Origin of the sequence: Rhizobacter sp. (assembly GCF_032229685.1) — a bacterium.
Lineage (GTDB): Bacteria > Pseudomonadota > Gammaproteobacteria > Burkholderiales > Burkholderiaceae_C > LMDS01.
In genome coordinates this window covers 167,222-190,010 of sequence record NZ_JAVTWP010000041.1, presented here as the reverse complement: position 1 = coordinate 190,010, position 22,789 = coordinate 167,222, and the positions used below count along the sequence as shown (strand labels likewise).

Sequence of the window (22,789 nt, the reverse complement as noted above, 5' to 3'; positions counted from 1 at the left end):
CGGGGCTCCACGCAAGGGCTGTTTCTTCGAACCCGAAGGTATAGCGCAGGCGGCACCCGCCGCCTATGGCATGAACCCCTGTGGAGCAGGTGCGGCACGGGGCTTGCTACCCCTTGAACACGCCTGCGCGCGCTCGCAGCGCCGCCTTGTTTCGAGCCACACCGAGGAGACCCGACCCATGCAGACCCGTTTGTTCCTGAAAGCCGCGTGCGCCATCGCCTGCGCCGCCGCCTTCGCGCCCGTTCATGCGCAGACCGCGCTCGACGACGTGTTGGCGAAAAAGCTGATCCTGATCGCCGTGCCCACCGATTCGGCGCCCTACGGCTTCGTCGGCACCGACCTGGCGCCGCAGGGCCTGGACGTCGACATGGCCAACCTCATCGGCGCCAAGCTCGGCGTGAAGGTCGAGCTGGTGCCGGTGACCAGCGCCAACCGCATCCCCTACCTGCAGACCAAGAAGGCCGACCTCGTGATCTCCACGCTCGGCAAGAACCCCGACCGCGAAAAAGTCATCGACTTCACGAGCGCCTACTCGCCGTTTTTCCAGGCCATCTTCGGCCCGAAGACGCTGGTCGTGAAAACGCCGGCCGACCTGGCCGGCAAGACCGTGGGCGTGACACGCGGTGCGATGGAAGACCAGGAAGTGGGCAAGATCGCGCCGCCCGGCGTCGACATCAAACGTTTCGAAGACATGAACGGCACGGTCTCGGCCTATGCCGCCGGCCAGGTGCAGTTGATGGGCGTGGGCGCTTCGGTGGCCGGCAACTTCATGGCCAAGAACCCGGCCGTGAGCACCGAGTTCAAGCTGCTCTTGAAAGACTCGCCCAACTACATCGGCGTGGCCAAGGGCGAAGACAAGCTGCGCCTGAAGGTCAACGACATCATCGCCGACGCGAAGAAGTCGGGCGAGCTGAACAAGATGGCAATGAAGTGGCTGGGCCGGCCGCTCGGCGAATTGCCTTGATCGCCTGGCGCCGGTGACGCTTTTGCCGCTGCACCCATGATCGCCTTCGACTTCCCCGCCGTGCTCGCGGAGTGGCCGCTGCTGGCCCGCGGCGTGGCCGCCACGCTCGTGCTGACGGCCGTGTCGGCCACAGTCGGCGTGTCGCTCGGCGTGGCCTGCGCCTGGGCACGCCTGCACGGCGCGCCGTGGCTGAAGGCGATCGTGGGGGCGTACGTGGAGCTGATCCGCAACACGCCGTTCATCGTTCAGCTGTTCTTCCTGTTCTTCGGCTTGCCGGGCATCGGCATCAAGCTGTCGCCCGAGATGGCTTCGGTGCTGGCGATGGTGGTGAACCTGGGCGCCTACGCGGCCGAGATCGTGCGTGCCGGCATCGCCACCATGCCGCGCGGGCAGATCGAAGCCGCGCAGAGCCTCGCGCTGTCAGAGATGCAGGTGTTTACGCGCGTCGTGCTGCCGCCTTCGCTGAAGCGCGTGTGGCCGGCGCTGGTGAGCCAGATCATCATCGTGATGCTCGGCTCGGCGGTGTGCGGGCAGATCTCGACGCCCGAGCTGTCGTATGCGGCGAACCTCATCCAGTCGCGCAACTTCCGCGCTTTCGAGGCTTTCATCGTCGCGACGCTGATCTACCTGGCGCTGTCGATGGCCTTGCGGCGGCTGTTGAACTGGGCCGGGCCCCGGTTCATCTTCGGCAAATAGCCATGGTCGACTTCTCGATCTGGGACATCTTCCGCAACCTGCTGCTGGCCGCACGCTGGACAGTGCTGCTCTCGCTGATCGCGTTCGTCGGCGGCGGGTTGGTGGGCATCGCCCTGCTGATCGCGCGCATCGCGAAACTTCGCTTCGCCGACACGCTGGTCGGCGCCTACGTGCAGCTCTTTCAGGGCACGCCGTTGCTGATGCAGCTCTTCCTCGCCTACTTCGGCCTCGCGCTGTTCGGCATCAACGTGTCGCCGTGGGTCGCGGCCGCGCTCGCGCTCACGCTCTACACCAGCGCCTTTCTCACCGAGATCTGGCGTGGTTGTGTCAACGCGGTGAACAAGGGCCAATGGGAAGCGTCGACCGCGCTCGCGCTCAGCCTGTCGGAACAACTGCGTTACGTGATCGGCCCGCAGGCGCTGCGCGTGGCGGTGCCGCCGACGGTGGGCTTCCTGGTGCAGGTGATCAAGGGCACCGCGCTGGCCTCGGTGATCGGCTTCGTCGAGCTCACCAAGGCCGGCACGATGATCACCAACGCCACCTTTCGCCCGTTCACGGTCTACGCCTGCCTCGCGCTGATGTACTTCGCGCTCTGTTACCCGATCTCGGCGTGGAGCAAGTCACTGGAGAAGAAGCTGAACCATGGGCATCGTTGAAACGGGTATTGTCGAAATACAAGGCCTCAAGAAGCGCTTCGGCACGAACGAGGTGCTCAAAGGCATCGACCTGTCGGTGAAACAAGGCGAGGTGATCGCCATCATCGGCAAGAGCGGCTCGGGCAAGAGCACGCTGTTGCGTTGCATCAACGGGCTGGAGGTCTTCAACGAAGGCACGCTCAGCGTCGACGGCAACCCGCTGCTGCACGACGACAAGGCCGCGATGCGCACGCTGCGCCAGCGTGTGGGCATGATCTTCCAGGGCTTCAACCTGTTCCCGCACCTGAGCGTGGGCCGCAACGTGATGCTCGCGCCCACCCTGGTGAAGAAGCGCGATGCGGCGGCCGCGGCCGATCAGGCGAAGAAGCTGCTCGCACGCGTCGGCCTGGCCGAAAAGTTCGACGCGCAACCCGACCAGCTCTCGGGCGGCCAGCAGCAACGCGTCGCGATCGCGCGTGCGCTGGCGATGGAGCCGGCCGTGCTGTTGTGCGACGAGATCACCTCGGCGCTCGACCCCGAACTGGTGGGCGAGGTGCTGCGCGTGGTGGAGTCGCTCGCCGACGAGGGCATGACGCTGCTGATGGTCACGCACGAGATGAGCTTCGCGCGCAAGGTGTCGGACCGGCTGGTGTTCATGCACGCCGGGCGCATCCACGAGATCGGCCCACCCGAGGTGATCTTCGGCAACCCGCAAACGCCAGAGCTGAAACAGTTCCTGTCGTCGATCGACGCCTGAGGCGCCCGCGCCTACTGCGGATTCTCGCGTTTGCGTTTCATCTCGAGCACCTGCACGCACTCCGGGTGCTCGCGGTAACGCGGCTGCTCGCACTCGCGGTCCATGCACAAGGCCAGCGCGATGAACAAGCGGCTGCCGCACTTCTCACGCGCGGTGGCCGGCACGGTGGGCGCCGCAGCCACGGGCACCGGTGCTGGCACGGCCGCGGCGGCCGTGTCACGCTGCACGGCCGGCACGGGCTTCGCGCGCGCGTCGGCCGCGGCCCTCGAAGCCGCGTCGCCATAGCTGCTGGCCGCCGCGCTGTTGCCTTCGGGGCGCGACGCGCTGGCCACCGGGACCGGCTTGCTTCGTGCCGAACTCGCAGCCAAGGTGGCGTTGCCCGCCGCAGCCTGTGTCGAAGCAGGTTTGACCGCATCGGCGGGAGCGGCCTTGCCTGGCACCGCCAGCCCTTGCGCCTGAGCCAGGGCGGCCAGCGCGGCTTCGGTGGCGGCCTGCGTCGACGCGGCGAGCTCGGGTTTCGGTGCGGCCACGGCCACCGCCGGCGCTGAAGCCGGCAACGGCGCGCTAGGCACGGGCGCCGCGGCGACAGCGGCCACCGAGGCCGCCGCGCTGGCCGGCTCGGCGCCCGCCACGGCCGGTGCACGCGCCCCGCCGAGCAGGCCGACGAACTGCCACAACACCACGCCCGCCACGACCACGGCCGCGCCGAGCGCGGCCACCACCAGACCACGCTTCGATGAAGCCGGCGCGGCGGGCTGAGCGACAGGGGAATGCGCCGCGGCGACCCGCTGCGGCACAGCCGGCATCACCGTGGACGGGCGTGGCGGCGGTGGCGGCGCCACACGCGGGGCCGGGGTCTGCGTGGTGTCGATGCGCGTGGCTTGCGGGTCGACTGCGTCGACCATCATGGTCGGCTGGAACGTCACGGCACTGGCCGCTGCCGGTGCCGGGAACGCGCCACCGTGCCCAGCGCCTGGCGCCGGCACGCGGGCCGGCACCGGTGCCAGGCCCTTCAAGGCCGCGCGCAGCTCAGCCACGCTTTGCGGCCGTTCGAGCGGGCGCACACGCAGCGCCCAGCCCACGGCTTCGAGCAGGCGCTGCGAGACACCGGGCACCACACGCTGTTCGATCGGCTCGGGGTCGTCCTGCATGGCCCGCGCAGTGGCCGGCGCCGGCGGCACGCCGAACAGCAGGAAGTGCATGACGGCGCCCAGCGCGTACAGGTCGGTCCACGGCCCCTGGCGCATCTGCGTCATCTCGGCGTACTGCTCGATCGGCGCGTAGCTGGGTTTGAGGATCGCGGTGAGCGACTGCGTGCGGTCGCTGATCACGTGGCGTGCCGCGCCGAAGTCGAGCAGGATCGGCTGGCCGACCGGTGGCAGCAGGATGTTGTCGGGCGCGATGTCGCGGTGGAACACGCCTTCGCGGTGCAGCAGTTCCAGCGCGTCGAGCATCGGGTGGATCACACCCATGATCCAGGCCTCGTCGGGCGCGTGCGCCATGGCCTTGCGAGCGTCGCGCAGCGTGATGCCCTGCAGGTAGGGCATCACCATGTAGGCGGTGGCGTTGTCTTCCCAGAAACGGTAGACCTTCACCAGCGACGGGTGGTCGAAGCGCGCGAGCAGCCGCGCCTCGTTGACAAATGAACGCAGCCCGATTGCATAGGTCTCGGCGAACGAGGCCGAACGCACCGTGATCACCGGCCCCACGCCGCGCGAGGCCAGCGCCGCCGGCATGTATTCCTTGAGCGCCACCTGGCGTTCGAGCGAATGGTCTTGCGTGAGGTAGACGATGCCGAAGCCACCCACGCCCAGCACCCGCAGGATCTCGAACTCGCCGAAGCGGGTGCCGGGCGGCAACGCGTCGTGCTCGGCCACGGCGGCGGCTTGCGGGGGGTTGGAGGGTGTTTCTTGGCTCATGAGGCAGGCGCCCGAAGCGCGGACGCGAAGATTAACCCACGGGGCGCTGCTGCATGCACCCTCCAATGAGGGGAAAGCCCGGTTCTTCGGCTCCACCTCACGCCCGGGCGGGGCCGCCCTCGCCTGCACCTAAAATCATCGATTCGCCGTTTGTTCACCGCCACTCCAAGACACCGCAAACCATGCCCAAAGTCACCTCGCCCAAGACCGCTGCCGCCCTGCCGAAGAAGGTCGTGCTCGCCTATTCCGGCGGCCTCGACACCTCGGTCATCCTGAAGTGGCTGCAAGACGAATACCAGTGCGAGGTGGTCACCTTCACCGCCGACCTCGGCCAGGGCGAAGAAGTGGAACCGGCACGCGCCAAGGCGCTGAAGATGGGCATCAAGCCCGAGAACATCTTCATCGACGACCTGCGCGAAGAGTTCGTGCGCGACTTCGTGTTCCCGATGTTCCGCGCCAATGCGCTGTACGAGGGCGAATACCTGCTCGGCACCTCGATCGCCCGCCCGCTGATCGCCAAGCGCCTGATCGACATCGCCCGCATCACCAAAGGCGACGCCATCAGCCACGGAGCCACCGGCAAGGGCAACGACCAGGTGCGCTTCGAGCTCGGCGCCTACGCGCTGATGCCCGACGTGAAGGTCATCGCCCCGTGGCGCGAGTGGGACCTGTTGAGCCGCGACAAGCTGCTGGCCTATGCCGACAAGCACGGCATCCCGGTCGACTTCAAGAAGCGCAAGGGCGGTGGCGCGCCCTACTCGATGGACGCCAACCTGCTGCACATCAGCTACGAAGGCGGCGTGCTCGAAGACCCGAACTACGCCCCCGACGAGAAGATGTGGCGCCTGACCGTGAGCCCCGAAAAGGCGCCGGGCAAACCGCAGGTCGTCGAGCTGACGTATGCCAAGGGCGACATCGTCGCGATCGACGGCAAGAAGATGAGCCCGGCCGAGGTGCTGACCGAGCTCAACCGCATCGGCGGCAAGCACGGCATCGGCCGGCTCGACAAGGTCGAGAACCGTTACGTCGGCATGAAGAGCCGCGGCTGCTACGAAACCCCGGGCGGCACCATCATGCTGGCCGGCCACCGTGCGATGGAGTCGATCACGCTCGACCGCGAAGTGCTGGCACTGAAAGACGACCTGATGCCGCGTTACGCGCGCATGGTCTACAACGGCTACTGGTTCAGCCCCGAGCGCCTGCTGCTGCAGGGCCTGATCGACGCCAGCCAGGCCACCGTGAACGGCAGCGTCAAGCTCAAGCTCTACAAGGGCACGATCATGTGCGTGGGCCGCGAATCGAAGACCGACTCGCTGTTCGACATGAAGATCTCGACCTTCGACGACGACGGCGGCGCCTACAACCAGGCCGACGCCGCCGGTTTCATCAAGCTCAATGCCCTGCGCCTGCGCATCGGCGCGAACCTGCAGGCACGCCGCCCGCCCGCGTCGAAAAGGAAGAAGTGAGCCGGCGGCGGGCGCAGGGCATCGGCACAAAGGCCCGCGCCCGCCGCCCTGCGGTGCCAGAATCGAAACCATGTTCCCGATGAATCGACAGCGGCGCGGCTGGCTCGTCCTGAGCGTCGCCTCGGGCCTCGCTGCCGCGAGCCTGCGCGTGCGCGCGCAAGACTCTCCTGCCAACACGGCGAAAGTGATTCTCACGATCAGCGGCAACGTGCGCAAACCCGCCGGCGCCGAAGCCATCGACTTCGACATGGCTGCCCTCGTGAAGCTGCCGCAGACCAGCTTCAGCACCAAGACGCCCTGGTACGCGCAACCGCGCAAGTTCACGGGCGTCTTGTTGAAAGACCTGCTGGCCTCGGTGGGCGGCAACGGCACCACGCTGCGCGCGATGGCCTTGAACGACTACCGCGTCGAGCTGCCCGACCAGGACTGGCTGCAGCACGGCGCCATGCTCGCCTACCTGCTCGACGACAAGCCGATGCCGGTGCGCGAGAAGGGCCCGCTGGTCATCATCTACCCGTTCGACGCGCGGCGTGAAGTGCGCACCGCCGTGCACTACAGCCGGGCGGTCTGGCAGCTGCGCTCGCTCGACCTGCGATGAACGGCAGCGACAGCAGCCTGCCGGCCGAACGGCCATCGGCCCGGCGCCAGTTCGCGCTCGTGCTCGTGGTGGCCACGCTCGCCGTGGTGGTGCTCGCCATGGCCTATGTGCAGTGGCGCCAGTACCGCCTGCTCGACAGCACCGCGCAATTCCAGAACGACGGCCTCGGCTGGAGCTTCTCGCAGCTCGAGACCGAACACCTGCGGCTGCGCAACGAGATGCAGAAGGCGCTCGACGACACCCAGCCGTTCGACCCGGCGGCGGTGCAGCTGCGTTACGACATCTTCGTGAGCCGCATCGGCCTGGTCGATCACGCACGCGCGCAGCGGGTCATGCTCGAAGAGCCGATCTACGAGCCGGCGCTCGCCAAGGTGCGGGCCTTCGTGGTCGAGGCCGACCACTTTCTCGGCGAATCGCCGCAGCAGCCGCTGACGCGCGCCACGGTCGTGCGCCTGCTGCCGCAACTCGACAGCCTGAACGTGCCCCTGCACGACCTGGCGCTCAGCGCCTCTCACCTGCTCTACGAGCGCGCCACGCTGCGCAACCGCGCCGTGCGCCAGCACAGCCAGTTCGGTTTCGCGCTGACGCTGTTCCAGGCCGTGCTGCTGCTCGTGCTCGGCGTGGTGGTGTTGCGCCAGTTGCGTGCGCTGACCCGTCGCCGGCGCAGCCTCGAAGCCATCGCCGAAAGCCTGAGCGCAGCGCGCCTTGAGGCCGAATCGGCGAACCGTGCCAAGAGTGCCTTCCTGGCCAACATGAGCCACGAGATCCGCACGCCCTTCCACGGCATGCTCGGCATGATGTCGCTGCTGCAGGAAGCGCGCCTGACACCGCAGCAGGCGGCCTACCTCGAAACCGCCAAGGAGTCTGCCCAGCACCTGCTGTCGATCCTGAACGACATCCTCGACATCTCGCAGCTCGAAACCGGCAAGCTGCAGGTCACGCCCGAGCCGATGGACCTGCACCAGCTCATCGACGAAGTCGGCACGCTGATGCGGGCGCAGGCCCAGGCCAAAGGCCTCGCGATGCGCGTGGCGGTGTCGCCCGAGGTGCCACGCTGGGTGCGCGGCGACGCCACGCGCCTCAAGCAGATCCTCTTCAACCTGCTGAGCAATGCGGTCAAGTTCAGCAACAGCGGCAGTGTCGATCTCTCCGTCAGCGTGGCCGCGGGCGGGCTCGAGATCGAAGTGAGCGACACCGGCATCGGCATGGACGAAGCCACCGTGGCACGCCTGTTCCAGCGTTTCATGCGTGCCGATGAAAGCACCACGCGGCGCCATGGCGGCACCGGTCTCGGCCTGGAGATCTCGCGCGACCTGGCGCGCGTGATGGGCGGCGACATCACGGTGCGCAGCACGCCGGGCGCAGGCAGCAGCTTCACGGTGTCGTTGCCGCTGGACCCGGCCGAGCCGGCGCCGGCCTTGCCACCCTTGAGCGCCACGAACACGCTGCCCGAGGCCGCGCCCGCCCCGGCAAGGCGCCTGCGGGTGCTGGTCGCCGAAGACCACCCGGTGAACCGCGCCTACCTCGAAGCCGTGCTCGACAAGCTCGGCCACGAAGCCGTGTTCAGCGAAGACGGCGACGGCGCAGTTCGTGCGATCCAGGCGCAGGCCTTCGACGTGGTGCTGATGGACCTGCACATGCCGGGCATGGACGGCTTTGCCGCGGCGCGCGCGATCCGCAACATGGCGGGGCCGCGAAGCCGTGTGCCGATCATCGCGCTCACAGCCGACGCGTTCCGCGAAGCGCGCGACCGCGCCCGCGAAGCCGGCATGGACGGCTTCGTCACCAAGCCCGCGCACCTGCCGCAACTGCGCGACGTGCTCGCGCGCCACGCCGGCGGTTCGGTCGAGGCCGAGCCCACGCCAGCCATGGAAGTCACGCAGAACAGCGCCCGCGGCCGGCTCGACTTCGCCACCATCGACGACGTGCGGCGCACGCTCTCGCCCGAGCAGTACACCACGCTGCTGCAGCGCTTCTTCGAAGACTGCGAGCAGCCGGCGGGCGAGGCCAACGACGGTGCCGCGTTGCGCGCCCGGGCGCACTCGATCAAGGGCGCGGCGCTGAGCCTCGGGTTGAGCAGCGTGGCCGCGGTGGCCGGCGAACTGCAGCGCTGCCCCGACACCAGCCCGCCGGCCGCGGTCGAAAAACTCCGTCTCGCGCTCGACAAGAACATTGCGGCGACCCGCGAGCAGTGTGTGCTCGCAGGCTACCTGCCACGCTGAGCCCGAGGCTCAGACCACCACCGGCTCGGGCTCCAGGCGAATACCGAAACGGCCGTAGACACTCTCCTGGATCGCGCGCGCCAGCGTCATCACCTCGGAACCGATCGCGTGGCCGCGATTGACGAGCACCAGCGCCTGTTTTTCATAAACACCGGCCTGGCCGACGCTCTTGCCCTTCCAGCCACAGGCGTCGATCATCCAGCCCGCGGCGAGCTTCACGCTGCCGTCGGGCATCGGGTAGTGCACGATCTCGGGGTCGCGGCCGATGATGTCGCGGCACTGCTCCGGCGTGACCACCGGGTTCTTGAAGAAGCTGCCGGCGTTGCCGATCAGCGCCGGGTCGGGCAGCTTGGCGCGGCGGATCGCGCAGACCCAGTCGAAAACCTGCTGCGGGTTCGGCGCGCCGATGCCGGTCTCGGCCATCTTGCGTTCGAGTTCGAGGTAACCCAGCACCGGCTGCCAGGGCCGGGGCAGGCGAAAGCGCACGCGCGTGATCACGCTGCGCCCGGCGAGCGAGTGCTTGAACACGCTGTCGCGGTACCCGAAAGCGCAGATCTCGGGCCACAGGGTGCTGGTGCGGCCGGTCACGAGATCGACCGCGTCGAGCGACTCGAAGCGGTCTTTCAGCTCGACACCGTAGGCGCCGATGTTCTGCACCGGCGAGGCGCCCACCGTGCCGGGAATCAAGGCCAGGTTCTCGAGCCCCGGCCAGCCGTGCGCCAGCGTGTGGGCGACGAGGTCGTGCCAGTTCTCGCCGGCGCCGGCCTCGACGATCCAGGCGTCCGTGCGTTCTTCCACGAGGCGCACGCCGCGCACTTCGACCTTCAGCACGGTCTGCGGCATGTCGCGCGTCAGAATGATGTTGCTGCCGCCCCCGAGCACGAACTTCGGCGCCAGGCCGAACTCGGGATGGTCGACGACACGCCGCACGTCGGCGTCGCTGGCCACACGCACGAGGGTGCGCGCCACGGCCGGCAGGCCGAAGCTGTTGTAGGGTTTGAGGCTGACGCCCGACTCGATTTGCATGCCACAATTTTCGCTCATTGCACTTGGCCCCATCGATCATGCCCAGCTTCGACACCGTTTTGGAACCCAACCTCGTCGAAGTGCGCAACGCCGTCGACCAGACCGCCAAGGAGATCGGCACCCGCTTCGACTTCAAGGGTTCGTCGGCGCGTGTCGAGCTGAAGGAAAACGACCTCACGATCTGGGCCGACAGCGACTTCCAGATCGGCCAGGTCATGGACGTGCTGATCGCCAAGCTCACGAAGCGCGGCGTCGACATCCGCTTTCTCGACCGCACGGCCAAGATCGAGAAGATCGGCGGTGACAAGGTCAAGCAAGTGCTGGTCGTCAAGAGCGGCATCGACAGCGACAGCGCGAAGAAGATCCAGACCGCCATCAAACAAAGCAAGCTGAAGGTGCAGGCCGCGATCCAGGGCGACACCGTGCGCGTGACCGGCGCCAAGCGTGACGACCTGCAGGCCGCGATGGCGCTGGTGCGCAAGGAAATCCCCGACGCGCCGCTTTCCTTCAACAACTTTCGCGACTGACTGGACCCTCATGCACCGCGTGTTCGCCCTGCTCTTGCTGCTGGCCGGTTCCAACACGTTCGCCCAGACCGTCTCGATGAGCGGCAGCCTCGGTGACAAGGCCCTGCTGATGATCGACGGTGCGCCGCGCACTGTGGCCACCGGCGCCACCGTGCAAGGCGTGAAGCTCGTCAGCGTGAGCGGCAACGACGCCGTGGTCGAGATCAAGGGCAAACGCGTGAACGTGGTGATGGGCGGCGCGCAGGTCAGCCTGGGTGGCCAGGCCAGCGCCGGCGGCGGCTCGCAGATCGTGCTCACGGCCGGCAGCGGCGGCCACTTCATGACGGCCGGCGGCATCAACGGCAAGGCCGTGCGCTTCCTGGTCGACACCGGCGCCACCAGCGTGGCGATGAGCATGGCCGAGGCCGAGCACCTCGGCATCAAGTACCGCGACGGGCAGCGTTTGTTCGTGGGCACTGCCAACGGGGCCGTGCCCGCCTACCGGGTGCGGCTGGCCGAAGTGCGCATCGGCGACGTGGTCGTCTACGACGTGGAAGCGACGGTCGTGCCGGCGCAGATGGAATTCATCCTGCTCGGCAACAGCTTTCTCACGCGCTTCCAGATGAAGCGCGAGAACGAGACGCTGACGCTCAGCAAGCGTTTCTGAACCACGCTCAACGCAGCGGCTCCTTCGCCAGCGCGAACGCGGCCACCGCCCCCACGCCGGTGGCCGAAAGCACCAGCAGCATCTCGCGGTAACCGGCGAGCGCGAGCAGCAGCCACGCGGTGGCCAGCGGCGCCGCGGCGCGCGCCAGCAAGGTGATGCCGCTCATCGCGCCGCTGATGCGGCCGACGTGTTCGCGGCCGAAGTACTCGGGCACGAGACTGCCGCGCACGATCGTCACGAGCCCGTTGGCCACGCCGAACAAGAGCGCGAACACGAGCAGTGCGAACGTCTGGTCGGCGAGCGCAAAGATCGCCAGCGACACCGGCAAGCCGCCCAGGACCATCAGGCCCAGGCTGCGCGCCGAGACCCAGCGGCCGAAGCCGAGGTAAGCGAGCCGCCCGGCCACCTGCGCCGGCCCGAACCACACCACCACCGCGAGCGCCTGCGTTTCAGACAAGCCCTTGGCCGCGAACGCCGGCATCATGTGGGCCCACAAGGCCGCGGCCGCGAAAGAATAGAGCGTGAAGGTGGCAGTGAGCAGCCAGAACGCCGGCTCGCGCAGTGCGTCGTGCAGCGTCGCGTCGTCGGCAGCGTCGTGCTTCGCGGACGCACGCTGCACGAGCGGCGTGCCACGCAGCGCCCAGGCGTGCAGCGGCGCAACCAGCAAGGCCAGCACCGCACCGATCACCGCGAGCGCGCCGCGCCAGTCGAACAACGAGAGCAACCACGCCGCGGCGGGGAACGACAGGGTGCTGGCGAAGCCGCCCACCAGCGTGAGCGCGGTGATGCCTTCGCGGTACTTTTCAGGAAAGCGTTTCGTGAGCACGTTGAACGCGGGCTCGTAAAGCGTCATCGCCATCGAGGCGCCGAGCAGCGCCCACGCCCCATACAACCACGGCAGGCTGTCGACGCGCGACCAGATCAGAAAACCCGCACCGGCCAGCACGGCGCCCCAGGCCATCACCGCGCGCCCGCGGCCGCGGTCGATCGCGGCGCCCACCGCGTAGGTGGTCGCGCCCCAAACCGCCAGGCCGAGTGTGAACGCGCCCATCATCTGCGGCTTGCTCCAGCCGAAAGCACGCTGCATGGGCAGCACGAAGGAAGAAAAGGCGTAGTACAGCGCGGCCCAGCACACGAGTTGCCCGGCGGCGAGCGCGCTGACCGTCGCGCGAAAGCTCGGCGGGTTCATCCATGGGATTATCGGGAGGGGGTTTGTCACGGCAGGGACAGCAAAAAATGGCACGGTCGTGCTAAAACCCGGGTCGACCCCGCACAGCACGGAGACAAGCCACCATGGACCTGAATTTCACCCCCGAAGAACAAGCCTTCCGCGAGCAGATTCGCGGCTGGGTGGCCGAGAACCTGCCCAAAGACATCAGCCACAAGGTGCACAACGCGCTGCGCCTGTCGAAAGAAGACCTGCAGCGCTGGGCCCGAATCCTCGGCAAGAAGGGCTGGCACGGGTGGGCCTGGCCCACGCAGTTCGGCGGTCCGGGCTGGAACGCGATCCAGAAACACCTGTTCGAAGAAGAATGCGCACTGGCCGGTGCGCCGCGCGTGATCCCGTTCGGCCCGGTGATGGTGGCGCCGGTGATCATGGCCTTCGGCAACGCCGAACAGCAGAAGCGTTTCCTGCCCGGCATCATGAGTGGCGAGGTCTGGTGGAGCCAGGGTTACAGCGAACCGGGTTCGGGTTCCGACCTGGCTTCGGTCAAGACCAAGGCCGAGCGCAAGGGCGACTACTACATTGTCAACGGCCAGAAAACCTGGACCACGCTCGGCCAGCACGGCGACTGGATCTTCTGCCTGGTGCGCACCAGCAACGAAGGCAAGCCGCAGACCGGCATCAGCTTCCTGCTGATCGACATGAAGAGCCCGGGTGTCAGCGTGCGCCCCATCATCACGCTGGACGGCGAGCACGAAGTCAACGAGGTGTGGTTCGACAACGTCGAGGTGCCGGCCGACAACCTGATCGGCGAAGAGAACAAAGGCTGGACGTACGCCAAGCACCTGCTGGCCCACGAGCGCACCAACATCGCCGACGTGAACCGCGCCAAGCGCGAGCTCGAGCGCCTGAAGCGAATCGCCAAGGCCGAGGGCGTGTACGACGACATGCGCTTCCGCGACGAAGTGGCCAAGCTCGAAGTCGACGTGGTCGCGCTCGAGATGATGGTGCTGCGCGTGCTGTCGGCAGAGAAGAGCGGCAAGGCCGCGCTCGACGTGGCCGGCCTGCTGAAGATCCGCGGCAGCGAGATCCAGCAGCGCTACAGCGAGCTGATGATGCTGGCCGCCGGCCCCTCGGCCGTGCCCTTCATCAAGGAAGCGATGGAAGCCGGCTGGCAAGGCGACCAAGCCGCGGGCTCGGCCTTCGTGGCACCGCTCGCCGGCACCTACTTCAACATGCGCAAGACCACGATCTACGGTGGCAGCAATGAAGTTCAACGCAACATCGTCGCTCAAACGGTGATGGGCTGAGCCGCTCGCACAGAACACAAGGAACTGTCATGGACTTCGATTTCAGCGACGACCAGGAAATGCTGCGCGACTCGGTGCGCAAGTGGGTCGACAAGGCCTACACCTTCGAGCAGCGCCGCAGCATCGTCAAGCAAGGCGGCTTCTCGAAAACCGCCTGGCAAGACCTGGCCGATCTGGGTCTGCTCGGCCTGCAGGTGCCCGAAGCGAACGGCGGCATGGGTTTCGGCCCGGTCGACGCGATGGTGGTCATGGAAGAGCTGGGGCGCGGCATCGTGCTCGAGCCTTTCGCGCCGGTGGCGCTCGTCGCCACGCACCTGCTGAGCGCGGGTCATTCGCCTTCGGCCGCGCTGTGGCTGCAGGGCATCGCCGAAGGCAAACAACTCGTCGCGCTGGCGCACCAGGAGCGCCAGTCGCGCTACCGCCTGGCGCACGTGCAAACCACTGCGAAGAACGTCGGCGGCACCTGGCAGCTCACGGGCACGAAGACCATGGTGCCGGCCGGTGCCCACGCCGGTGCGTTCATCGTGCCGGCGCGCGTGAGCGGTGCGGTCGACGATGCTTCGGGCATTGCGCTCTTCGTCGTCTCGAAGGGTGAAAAAGGCGTGGCCGTGCGCGGCTACCCCACGCAAGACGGCGCCTGCGCGGCCGACCTCACGCTCACCGATGCCGACGCGATCGAACTGCTCGCCGCCGGCCCGGCCTTCGCCGAGCTCGAACACGCTGTCGACATCGGCATCGCCGCTCTCTGCGCCGAAGCGGTGGGCGCGATGGACAAGCTCGTCGCGATCACGGTCGAGTACATGAACACGCGCAAGCAGTTCGGCGTGGCGATCGGCACCTTCCAGGCCCTGCGCCACCGCATGGCCGACGTGAAGATGCAGCTCGAGCTGGCACGTTCGATGAGCTTCTTCGCATCGCTCAAGCTGAACGAGCCGGCAGCGGCCCGCCGCCGCGCGCTGGCGCAGGCCAAGCTGCAGCTCGGCCAGTCGATGCGCTTCGTGGGCCAGCAGTGCATCCAGCTGCACGGCGGCATCGGCGTGACCGACGAGTACGTGGCGAGCCACTACTTCAAGCGCCTGACCGTGATGGAAATGAGCTACGGCGACACCATGCACCAGCTCGGCGAAGTGTCGGCGCGGATGCAAAACACGGCAGGTGTTTTTGCCTGATGCGCACCGCAGGTGTTTTCGCCTGACAGCGCTCTGAGCCGGCCGCTGCGCGACGCAGGCTGACCGGCATGGCAGAAGCACCCGACAGCCTCACCGACGTGCGCGGGCTGCGCGTCGGCCACTTCACCGACACGCGCCGGCCCACCGGCGTCACCGTGGTGCTCACGCCCGAAGGCGCGGTCGCTGGCGTGGACGTGCGCGGGGCGGCTCCGGGCACGCGCGAGACCGAGTTGCTGTCGCCGCTGAACGCTGTCGAGCAGGTGCACGCGATCGTGCTCGCCGGTGGCAGCGCCTTCGGCCTCGACGCCGCCGGCGGCGTGATGCGCTGGCTCGACGAACGAGGCTTCGGCGTGCCGGTGGGCCCGGCACGCGTGCCGATCGTGCCGGCAGCCATCCTGTTCGACCTGTGGGTCGGTGACCCGGCCATCCGCCCCGACGCCGCCTCGGGCTACGCCGCCTGTGAAGCCGCGAGCGCCGCCCCGGTGGCGCAAGGCAACGTCGGCGCCGGCACCGGTGCGGCGGTCGGCAAACTCTTCGGCATCGATCGCGCGATGCGCGGCGGGCTGGGCAGCGCGTCGGTCACGGTGGGTGGCGTCACGGTCGCGGCGCTGGTCGCCGTGAACGCCATCGGCGACGTGGTCGACCCCGCGACTGGCCAGACGATCGCCGGCGCCCGCACCACCGACGGCAACGCCCTGCTCGGCACGATGCAGGCACTGCGCCGCGGCGACGTGCCGGCGCACCTGCAACCCGGGGCGGCCACCACGATCGGCGTGGTCGCGACCGACGCGGTGCTCACCAAGGCACAGGCCAACAAGCTCGCGCAGATGGCGCACGACGGCTTCGCACGCAGCATCAACCCGGTGCACACCATGGGCGACGGCGACACCATCTTCGCGCTGGCCACCGGCGCCAGCGGTGCGAGCGGCAACCTCACGCTGATCGGCGCGCTCGCGGCCGACGTGATGGCCACCGCCGTGGTGCGCGCGGTGCAGGCGGCGAACACGCTCGACACCCCGGGTCTGCCGCACTTGCCCGCCGCGCGCGATCTCTGAAAATCATCAGTTTCCCCAAAGGCCGGAGACCCGCCGCCATGACCTCGCTGTTTTCACGCCGCCTGCTTCTGCTCGGCGCGGCCGCTGCCGCACTGCTCACCGCCTGCGCCAGCGGCCCCACCTCCACGGCTTCGCAGCCGCCGATCGTGTTCGTGCACGGCAATGGCGACGCTGCTGCAGTGTGGACGACCACGATCTGGCGCTTCGAATCGAACGGCTGGCCGCGCGAGCGCCTGCACGCCATCGACCTGCCCTACCCGCTCGCGCGTGACGACGACGGCAAGCCGCAAGACGGCCGTACTTCGACCGCCGAGCACATGCAATACCTCTCGGCCGAAGTCGACAAGGTGCTCCAGGCCACCGGCGCCACGAAAGTGGTGCTGATGGGCAACTCGCGCGGTGGCAACGCCATCCGCAACTACATCGCCAACGGCGGCGGTGCCGCCAAGGTGTCGCACGCCATTCTGGGCGGCACACCCAACCACGGCGTGTGGGCTTTCCAGGCCTTCTTGCCGAACAGCGAGTTCAACGGCACCGGGCCGTTTCTCAAGGCATTGAACAATTCGCCCGCGATGGGCGGCAACGAAGTGACGCCCGGCGTGAAGTGGCTGACCGTGCGCTCCGACAACAACGACAAGTTCGCACAGGCCGACGGCGTGTGGATCGGCCAGAAAGGCACGGCCACCAACGTCACCGCGGTCGGGCCCGAACTCACGGGCGCACAGAACGTGGTGATCAATGGCATCGACCACCGCGAAACATCGTTCAGCGCCAAGGCCTTCGAACAGGGCTACCGCTTCATCACCGGCAACGTGCCGGCCACCCTGGCCGTCACGCCGCAAGCGCAGGTGGTGCTCGACGGCAAGCTCAGCGGGCTCGGGCTGAACAACACACAAGGCACCTTCGCCAACAACCTGCCGCTGGCCGGCGCCACGGTCGAAGTGTTCGCCACGAACGCCAGCACCGGCGAGCGCATCGGCGCCGCGGTGTACCGCAAGACCGTGGGAGCCGACGGCCGCTGGGGCCCGTTCACCACCAGCCCCGAAACGCATCACGAGTTCGTGATCACGGCCGCCGGCTACGCCACCACGCACGTGTACCGCTCGCCGTTCTCGCGCTCGTCGAACGTGGTGAGCTTGCGGCCCGCCCGTTTGGCCGACGCCGACAAGGGCGCGGCTTCCATCATCACCTTCGAGCGGCCGCGCGGTTACTTCGGCTTGCCGCGCGACCAGATCAGCCTCGACGGCAAGGCGCCACCGGGCGTGCCCACCGGCACCGCCGGCGTGTCGAGCTCGAAGCTCAAGCTCACCGAAGGCGCCGGCCGCGCGGTGGTGGGCGAGTTCAACGGCGAACGCATCGTGGGCCGCGCCTGGCCGGCGGCGAACAACGAGCTGGTCTATCTCGAACTGACGTATTGACGAACTGACGTACGGCCCGAGCCGCCCGCACCCGCCATGCCCCAGCGCATCGTCTTCGTCTGCACCGGCAACATCTGCCGCAGCCCCACGGCCGAAGGCGTGTTGCGGCACCTGGCCCGGCAGCGCGGCCTGGACGACCACATCGACGTGAGTTCGGCCGGGCTCGATGGCTGGCACGCCGGCGCGCCACCCGACCCGCGCAGCCAGGCGCATGCGCTGCGGCGCGGCTACGACATCTCGGCCCAGCGTGCGCGGCACTTCACGCCGCGCAGTTTCGAGCAGGTCGACTGGGTCGTCGCGATGGACGCCGGCCACCACCACCGGCTGCGTGGCATGTGCCCGCCGCAGCACGCCCACAAGCTGCGGCGCGCTGCCGAATTCAGCGAGCGGGTGCCGGCGGGCGGCGTGCCCGACCCCTATTACGGCGAGGCCGAGCACTTCGAGCAGGTGCTCGACCTGGTCGAAGCTTTATGCGAAGGCGTGTTGCAGGCCGCTACAGCAGCGCCTTCAACACGCTGATCGTCTTCAGGGTGGTGGCGGCAATGCCGGCCACCAGGCTCGCGTTCTTCGCGCCCGTGCCGCCCTTCTTGATGGCCGCCTTGAAGGGGTTCTGGCGGTTCCAGGCGGCCAGCGCGGCCTCCCACTCGTCGAGATCGGTCTCGGCTTCGCGCAGCAGCTTGCGCGAGGCGACCAGGTCTTTCAGCAGCTTGTCGATGTTGCCTTGCAGCGCTTCGATCTGCGCGTAGACCTTGGCGTCGATCCCGTCGCGCCCCAGCTTCTCGATCTTGGCCTGGGCCTTGTTGATGTCGCCGACGATGTTGTCGGCATCGTTTTCGGCCGCCACGAACTTGCGGCGCAGCGACTCGAGTTCGATCTCGGCCGCCTTGGTGCTCTTGACGAAGCGGCCCAGCACCGGCGACGCGTCGGCGGCCAGGCCCTTCACGGTTTCCTTGAAGCCACCGATCACGTCGCTGCGCACGGTGTCGTCGAGCGACACCATCATGTCGGCCAGCCGGTCGTAGTGCTTGAAGATCTCCATGCTCTCGCGGTGGTACTGCGCCGCCAGGTTTGCCACCACGTTGACCAGGCTCACCGCCGACATCACGTCGGCACCCGCCGTGGCGAACAGGCTCAGCACGTTGGCCCCGGCCGTGAGCACCGCGACGGTGATCTTCAGCCGGCTCTTGATCTTGTAGACGGTGAGGGCCTTGTTCCTGGCGCAGATCGCCTTCCATTCGGCTTCGATCGCCTTGTCGACCGTGGGCTCGAGCTGCTTGCTGTACTTGACGAGCACGTCGCTCAGCTCGGCGATCTTTTCTTTCGCCTCTTTGGGCCCAAGCGCCGGCAACTTGCGCTCCACCGAGTCGATCGACGACTGGAAGGCGCCGACCCACTTGTCGATGGCGCCGTTGGCGGCGTCGGCCAGCTGCTGCAGCCGAAAACTCTCTTTGCCGCTCTTGGCCAGCTTCTCGAGCGCGGCGTCCATCGTCAGGCCCACGCTGACCGGCATCTTCGGCAAGTCGACGTACTTCGCTTTCAGCGACTTGGAAAGATCTCGCTCGAGGATGGTGGTTTCGGCCATGGGCTTCTCCGTCCGCTGTTGAGGCTTCTATTGCAGCATGATTTGCGGTCGCGAATGCAGGCAACCAGACGCACCCTCGGACAATGTCATCCCGCTGCAGCGCAGGGCGTTCTGAAAGGCGGTATCGTCGCCAACACGACATGTGCAAGGAGACAAGATGAAGTCACGCTTCTGGTGGGCGCTCGGGGTGAGCGCGTTTTTCTCGGCTTCGGTGGCGGCCCAGGAGCTCACGCTGACACGGCTAGAGTGCGGAAGCGGAACGAACGACCCGCGGCGATTCAGTGACACCTACGCCTACAGCGAGACGACGAAGCCTTTCACGTTCAGCTGCTACGTCATCCGGCACGGTTCGCAAGTCATGGTGTGGGACACGGGCTACCTGCCAGGCTCCGTTCCCAGTGCGACCAACAAACCCCTGGCCGATCTTCTGAAGCAGATCAACGTCAATCCGGAAGACGTGAAGTACGTCGGCGTCAGCCATTTTCACGCTGACCACACCGGCCAGTTGGGGCCGTTCAAGAATGCGACCTTGCTCATTGGCAAGGGCGATTGGGATGGTCTCAACGCCAATCCGCCGATGGGCGGTGCGAACGTGAAGGGGCTCACCGAGTGGATCGCCGAGAAGCGCAAGGTCGAGCCGCTGAGTGTCGACAAGGACGTGTTCGAAGACGGCAGCGTCATGATGTTGCGCGCCCCAGGCCACACACCCGGGCACAGCGTTCTGCTCGTTCGTCTCAAAGAGATGGGGCCCGTGATCCTGAGCGGTGACGCCGTCCACTTCCACGAGAACTACGAAAACGAAGGTGTGCCGGGCTTCAACTTCGACCGCGCGCAGACGCTCGCTTCCATCCAACGCATGAAGCAGATCCAGAAGAACCTGAAGGCGACGGTCATCATCCAGCACGACCCGCGCGACATCGGCAAGCTGCCGGCCTTCCCGGCTGCGGCGAAGTAAGCCAACAGGCAAGTGCTGCGTCAGGGTTTCTCGACCTGGAAGAAGCACCGTCCAGGTTCGTGACTGGCTGAGCCCAGCACGGCGATGCGAGCAGCACCGCGGCAGGAATCGAAAGCAGCAGCTTCACGGGCGCGCCTGATAGTCTCGTGGCAAGCCCTGCCGAGGCCCCTTTCGCCACCCATGTCCGACTCGCCCTTGTTCTTCGACCGGTTCGAGCTTCAGCCCCTGCAGCGCCGGCTGTTGCGCGACAGCGAGCCGGTGGTCTTGCGCGCGCGGGCCTTCGACCTGCTGCTGGCGCTCGCAGAACGCGCGGGCAGCCTCGTCACCAAGAGCGATCTGCTGGATTCGGTCTGGGCGGGGCGGGTGGTGGAAGAGAACAACATCGCGGCGCAGATCGCGGCGCTGCGCAAGACCATCGGCAACGAGCTGATCGCGACCGTGCCCGGCAGCGGCTACCGCTTCACCGCAGCGGTGCGGCGAGGTGCGGCGCCTGCCGCGACTGCCGCGCAGGCCGAGCATGCCGCGCCACCCACACCGGCTGCCGCTCCCGCGCTGGCGCCGCCGAGCGGCCCGCTGCTCTTCGGCCGCGAGGCCGACCGGGCGCGGCTCGAAGCCGCGCTGCAGCCCGGCGCCTGCGTCACGCTGGTCGGGCCCGGCGGTGTCGGCAAGACCGTGCTGGCCCGCGCGGTGATGGCGCGGCGCGCGCCCGGGCGCCATGCGTGGGTCGAGCTCGCGGCGCTGGCCGATGGCACACAGCTCACAGGTGCGTTATGCCGCGCGCTGCACATCGCTTCGCACGGCTCGGCCGACGACTTGCGCGCAGCGCTGGCCGGCGCGCTCGATGGTGGTGACTTTCTGCTGGTGCTCGACAACGCCGAGCACGTGGTCGACGCCGTGGCCGAGCTCGTGGCCACGCTGCGCGATGCCGCGCCCACGCTCGCGCTGCTGGTCACGAGCCAGCTGCCGCTGCGTGTCGCCGCCGAGCAGGTGCAGGCGCTCGAGCCGCTCTTGCCACCGGCCGACGGGCTGAGCGACGACGAAGCACTCGGCGCCGCGCCAGTGCAGCTGCTGCTCGATCGCATGCGCGCCGCCGACCCACGCTTTCGGGTCGAGCGCGATGCCCTGCCCTTGCTGCGAACTTTGTGCGCACGCCTCGACGGCCTGCCGCTCGCGCTCGAGATGGCCGCGCCGATGGTGCCGCTGTTGGGGCTGCCCGGTGTGCTGGCGGCGCTCGACCAGCGCCTGGTGGTGCTGAGGCGCGGCCGCCGCGACGCGCCGGCACGGCACAAGAGCCTGCAGGCCGCGATGCAATGGAGCCACGAGCTGCTCGGGCCCGCTGAACAGCGTTCGTTTCGGCGCCTGGGGGTGTTCGCGAGCGGCTTCTCGCTCGAACTGGCCGTGGCAGTCACCGGCGACGAGGGCGACGACCGCTGGTCGCTGATCGACACGCTCGCCGAGCTCGTCGACCGCTCGCTCGTGGCGAGCCTGCACGAAGACCCGCCGCGCTACCGGCTGCTCGAGACGATGCGCGCCTACGCGCTGGCGCAACTCGACGCCAGCGGCGAGCGCGACGAAGTGCAGGCACGCGCCGTTCGTGCGCTGACCGCCACGATGGCGAAAGCCACCGCCGGCGGTGTCGACCTCGTCGCCGTGCGCGAGCTCGGCAACGTGCCCGAGGCGCTGGCCTGGGCGCGTGCGCACGACCCGGCCGCCGCGATCGAGCTCACCCTGGCGGCGGGCAGTGTGGCCACCTGGACCGAGTGGCTCGGAGAGGCCGCCGGCTGGGTCGAAGCCTGCGAGCCGCTGATCGGCCCCGCGGTTTCGGCGCCGCTGCGCGCGGCCTGGTGGCGCGAGCTGGCACGCTTTCAGTCTTTCGTGCGCGGGCCGCGCACGGTCGAAGCGGCGCGCAACGCCTGCAGCATCGAGCGCGAGCGCGGCGATGCGAGCGGCCTGTTCTGGAGCCTCATCCCGCTGCTGCGTTCGCGCCTGCTAGAAGAGCAGGCGTTCGACGCCGCGCGCCAGGAAGCGCAGGCTTTGCTCGAAGCTCACCCCGAGTGGCCGCCGCGCCACCGCGTGGTCTTCAGCGGCAGCCTCGCGCTCGAATACCGGCGCCGTGGCGACTTCGAAGCCGCCTGGCCGCACCAGGAAGACGAAGCCGACCTGGCGCTGCGCGCCGGGCTGCACCAGGTGGCAGAGAACGCACAGAGCAACCTGGTGGCCACGCTCGTCGGCATGGGGCGCTTTGCACAAGCGCTGGAGCGGCTCGACACGATCGCCGACCCCGAGCTGCCCAGTGCCATCGGCGCGCACAATCGGTTGCAGCGACTCAACGCGTTGATCGGCCTGGGCCGTCTGGGCGAGGCGCAGGCTTTCGCCACCGAGGCGCTGCAATGGAGCCGCCGTTTCGGCGTGCTCGACGTCTTTCAGGTGCTCGCGCTGCTGGCAGCGCGGCAAGGCCGTGCACAGGTGGCAGCCATGTTGCTCGGCCACCACCGTGCCAGCCTGGCGCGCCACGGGGCCAGCCTGCCGGCCGACGAGCACTCACCTTGGCGCGAGGCGCAGCGCGTGGCCGCCGAGCAGCTCGGCGAGGCTGCCCTTCAGGCCGCCCTGCAGCGCGGCGAGCAGTTGCCCGACGCCGCCGCAGATCGCCTGCTGTTCGAAGACGACCCGGCGAGCTAG

Annotated in this window: 20 protein-coding genes; 16 read left to right on the top strand and 4 right to left on the bottom strand. The window is 68.2% G+C overall.

The window, feature by feature from the left end:
- Positions 1-178: 178 nt before the first annotated feature.
- From AC30PD_RS21520 to AC30PD_RS21505, 4 genes are read left to right on the top strand one after another with little or no spacing between them, the layout of a single operon-like run.
- Positions 179-964: a transporter substrate-binding domain-containing protein gene (locus AC30PD_RS21520; protein ID WP_489537743.1), complete on the top strand. Its 786-nt coding sequence runs from the start codon at positions 179-181 to the stop codon at positions 962-964.
- 36 nt (positions 965-1,000) lie between these two features.
- On the top strand, positions 1,001-1,660 hold the full coding sequence (locus tag AC30PD_RS21515) for an amino acid ABC transporter permease (RefSeq protein ID WP_489537742.1): 660 nt from the start codon (positions 1,001-1,003) through the stop codon (positions 1,658-1,660).
- 2 nt (positions 1,661-1,662) lie between these two features.
- Positions 1,663-2,316 (top strand): amino acid ABC transporter permease, encoded by a 654-nt coding sequence (locus AC30PD_RS21510; RefSeq protein ID WP_489537741.1) that lies wholly within the window; start codon positions 1,663-1,665, stop codon positions 2,314-2,316.
- A complete protein-coding gene (locus tag AC30PD_RS21505; RefSeq protein WP_489537740.1) occupies positions 2,303-3,052 on the top strand; it encodes an amino acid ABC transporter ATP-binding protein in 750 nt (249 codons plus the stop codon). The genes AC30PD_RS21510 and AC30PD_RS21505 overlap by 14 nt, the downstream gene beginning before the upstream one ends.
- 11 nt (positions 3,053-3,063) lie before the next feature.
- Here AC30PD_RS21505 and AC30PD_RS21500 read toward each other — a convergent pair whose 3' ends face one another.
- The gene (locus tag AC30PD_RS21500) at positions 3,064-4,971 is read right to left on the bottom strand and encodes a serine/threonine protein kinase (protein ID WP_489537739.1); all 1,908 of its coding nucleotides are present in this window, start codon (positions 4,969-4,971) and stop codon (positions 3,064-3,066) included.
- Between the two features lie 182 nt (positions 4,972-5,153).
- On the opposite strand from AC30PD_RS21500, the gene AC30PD_RS21495 reads away from it, so the two are divergent.
- The 3 genes from AC30PD_RS21495 to AC30PD_RS21485 all read left to right on the top strand — a co-directional run bounded on the left by AC30PD_RS21495 (position 5,154) and on the right by AC30PD_RS21485 (position 9,257).
- The gene (locus AC30PD_RS21495) at positions 5,154-6,437 is read left to right on the top strand and encodes an argininosuccinate synthase (protein ID WP_489537738.1); all 1,284 of its coding nucleotides are present in this window, start codon (positions 5,154-5,156) and stop codon (positions 6,435-6,437) included.
- Between the two features lie 70 nt (positions 6,438-6,507).
- Positions 6,508-7,035 carry a putative pterin-binding protein gene (locus AC30PD_RS21490; RefSeq protein ID WP_489537737.1) on the top strand — a complete coding sequence of 176 codons (528 nt, stop codon included), beginning with the start codon at positions 6,508-6,510 and terminating at the stop codon, positions 7,033-7,035.
- Positions 7,032-9,257 carry a sensor histidine kinase gene (locus tag AC30PD_RS21485; RefSeq protein ID WP_489537736.1) on the top strand — a complete coding sequence of 742 codons (2,226 nt, stop codon included), beginning with the start codon at positions 7,032-7,034 and terminating at the stop codon, positions 9,255-9,257. The genes AC30PD_RS21490 and AC30PD_RS21485 overlap by 4 nt, the downstream gene beginning before the upstream one ends.
- A gap of 9 nt (positions 9,258-9,266) precedes the next feature.
- Here AC30PD_RS21485 and murB read toward each other — a convergent pair whose 3' ends face one another.
- Entirely contained in the window at positions 9,267-10,301 is a 1,035-nt protein-coding gene (gene murB, locus AC30PD_RS21480) for a UDP-N-acetylmuramate dehydrogenase (RefSeq protein WP_489537735.1), read from the bottom strand.
- Between the two features lie 20 nt (positions 10,302-10,321).
- Between murB and AC30PD_RS21475 the strand changes: the two genes are divergently transcribed.
- Entirely contained in the window at positions 10,322-10,810 is a 489-nt protein-coding gene (locus AC30PD_RS21475) for a YajQ family cyclic di-GMP-binding protein (protein ID WP_489537734.1), read from the top strand.
- Positions 10,811-10,820: 10 nt separating this feature from the next.
- Complete coding sequence (locus tag AC30PD_RS21470) at positions 10,821-11,456, top strand: retropepsin-like aspartic protease family protein (protein WP_489537733.1); 636 nt, start codon at positions 10,821-10,823, stop codon at positions 11,454-11,456.
- A 7-nt stretch (positions 11,457-11,463) separates the two neighbouring features.
- On the opposite strand, the gene AC30PD_RS21465 is transcribed toward AC30PD_RS21470, so the two are convergent.
- Positions 11,464-12,645 (bottom strand): MFS transporter, encoded by a 1,182-nt coding sequence (locus AC30PD_RS21465; RefSeq protein WP_489537732.1) that lies wholly within the window; start codon positions 12,643-12,645, stop codon positions 11,464-11,466.
- A 104-nt stretch (positions 12,646-12,749) separates the two neighbouring features.
- Here AC30PD_RS21465 and AC30PD_RS21460 point away from each other — a divergent pair, with 104 nt between their 5' ends.
- The 5 genes from AC30PD_RS21460 (at position 12,750) to AC30PD_RS21440 (ending at position 18,092) form a co-directional block, all read left to right on the top strand.
- Complete coding sequence (locus AC30PD_RS21460; protein ID WP_489537731.1) at positions 12,750-13,931, top strand: acyl-CoA dehydrogenase family protein; 1,182 nt, start codon at positions 12,750-12,752, stop codon at positions 13,929-13,931.
- 29 nt (positions 13,932-13,960) lie between these two features.
- The gene (locus AC30PD_RS21455; protein ID WP_489537730.1) at positions 13,961-15,100 is read left to right on the top strand and encodes an acyl-CoA dehydrogenase family protein; all 1,140 of its coding nucleotides are present in this window, start codon (positions 13,961-13,963) and stop codon (positions 15,098-15,100) included.
- Between the two features lie 68 nt (positions 15,101-15,168).
- Positions 15,169-16,155 carry a P1 family peptidase gene (locus AC30PD_RS21450; RefSeq protein WP_489537729.1) on the top strand — a complete coding sequence of 329 codons (987 nt, stop codon included), beginning with the start codon at positions 15,169-15,171 and terminating at the stop codon, positions 16,153-16,155.
- Between the two features lie 38 nt (positions 16,156-16,193).
- Positions 16,194-17,573, top strand: a complete 1,380-nt coding sequence (locus tag AC30PD_RS21445) for an alpha/beta fold hydrolase (protein ID WP_489537728.1) — start codon at positions 16,194-16,196, stop codon at positions 17,571-17,573.
- Between the two features lie 36 nt (positions 17,574-17,609).
- Positions 17,610-18,092: a low molecular weight protein-tyrosine-phosphatase gene (locus AC30PD_RS21440; protein WP_489537727.1), complete on the top strand. Its 483-nt coding sequence runs from the start codon at positions 17,610-17,612 to the stop codon at positions 18,090-18,092.
- Here the strand turns inward: AC30PD_RS21440 and AC30PD_RS21435 are convergent.
- Positions 18,067-19,155, bottom strand: a complete 1,089-nt coding sequence (locus tag AC30PD_RS21435) for a hypothetical protein (RefSeq protein WP_489537726.1) — start codon at positions 19,153-19,155, stop codon at positions 18,067-18,069. The genes AC30PD_RS21440 and AC30PD_RS21435 overlap by 26 nt on opposite strands.
- Before the next feature lie 157 nt (positions 19,156-19,312).
- On the opposite strand from AC30PD_RS21435, the gene AC30PD_RS21430 reads away from it, so the two are divergent.
- Together AC30PD_RS21430 and AC30PD_RS21425 are read left to right on the top strand one after the other, a co-directional pair.
- Entirely contained in the window at positions 19,313-20,110 is a 798-nt protein-coding gene (locus AC30PD_RS21430; protein WP_489537725.1) for an N-acyl homoserine lactonase family protein, read from the top strand.
- 180 nt (positions 20,111-20,290) lie between these two features.
- Positions 20,291-22,789, top strand: a complete 2,499-nt coding sequence (locus AC30PD_RS21425) for an ATP-binding protein (protein ID WP_489537724.1) — start codon at positions 20,291-20,293, stop codon at positions 22,787-22,789.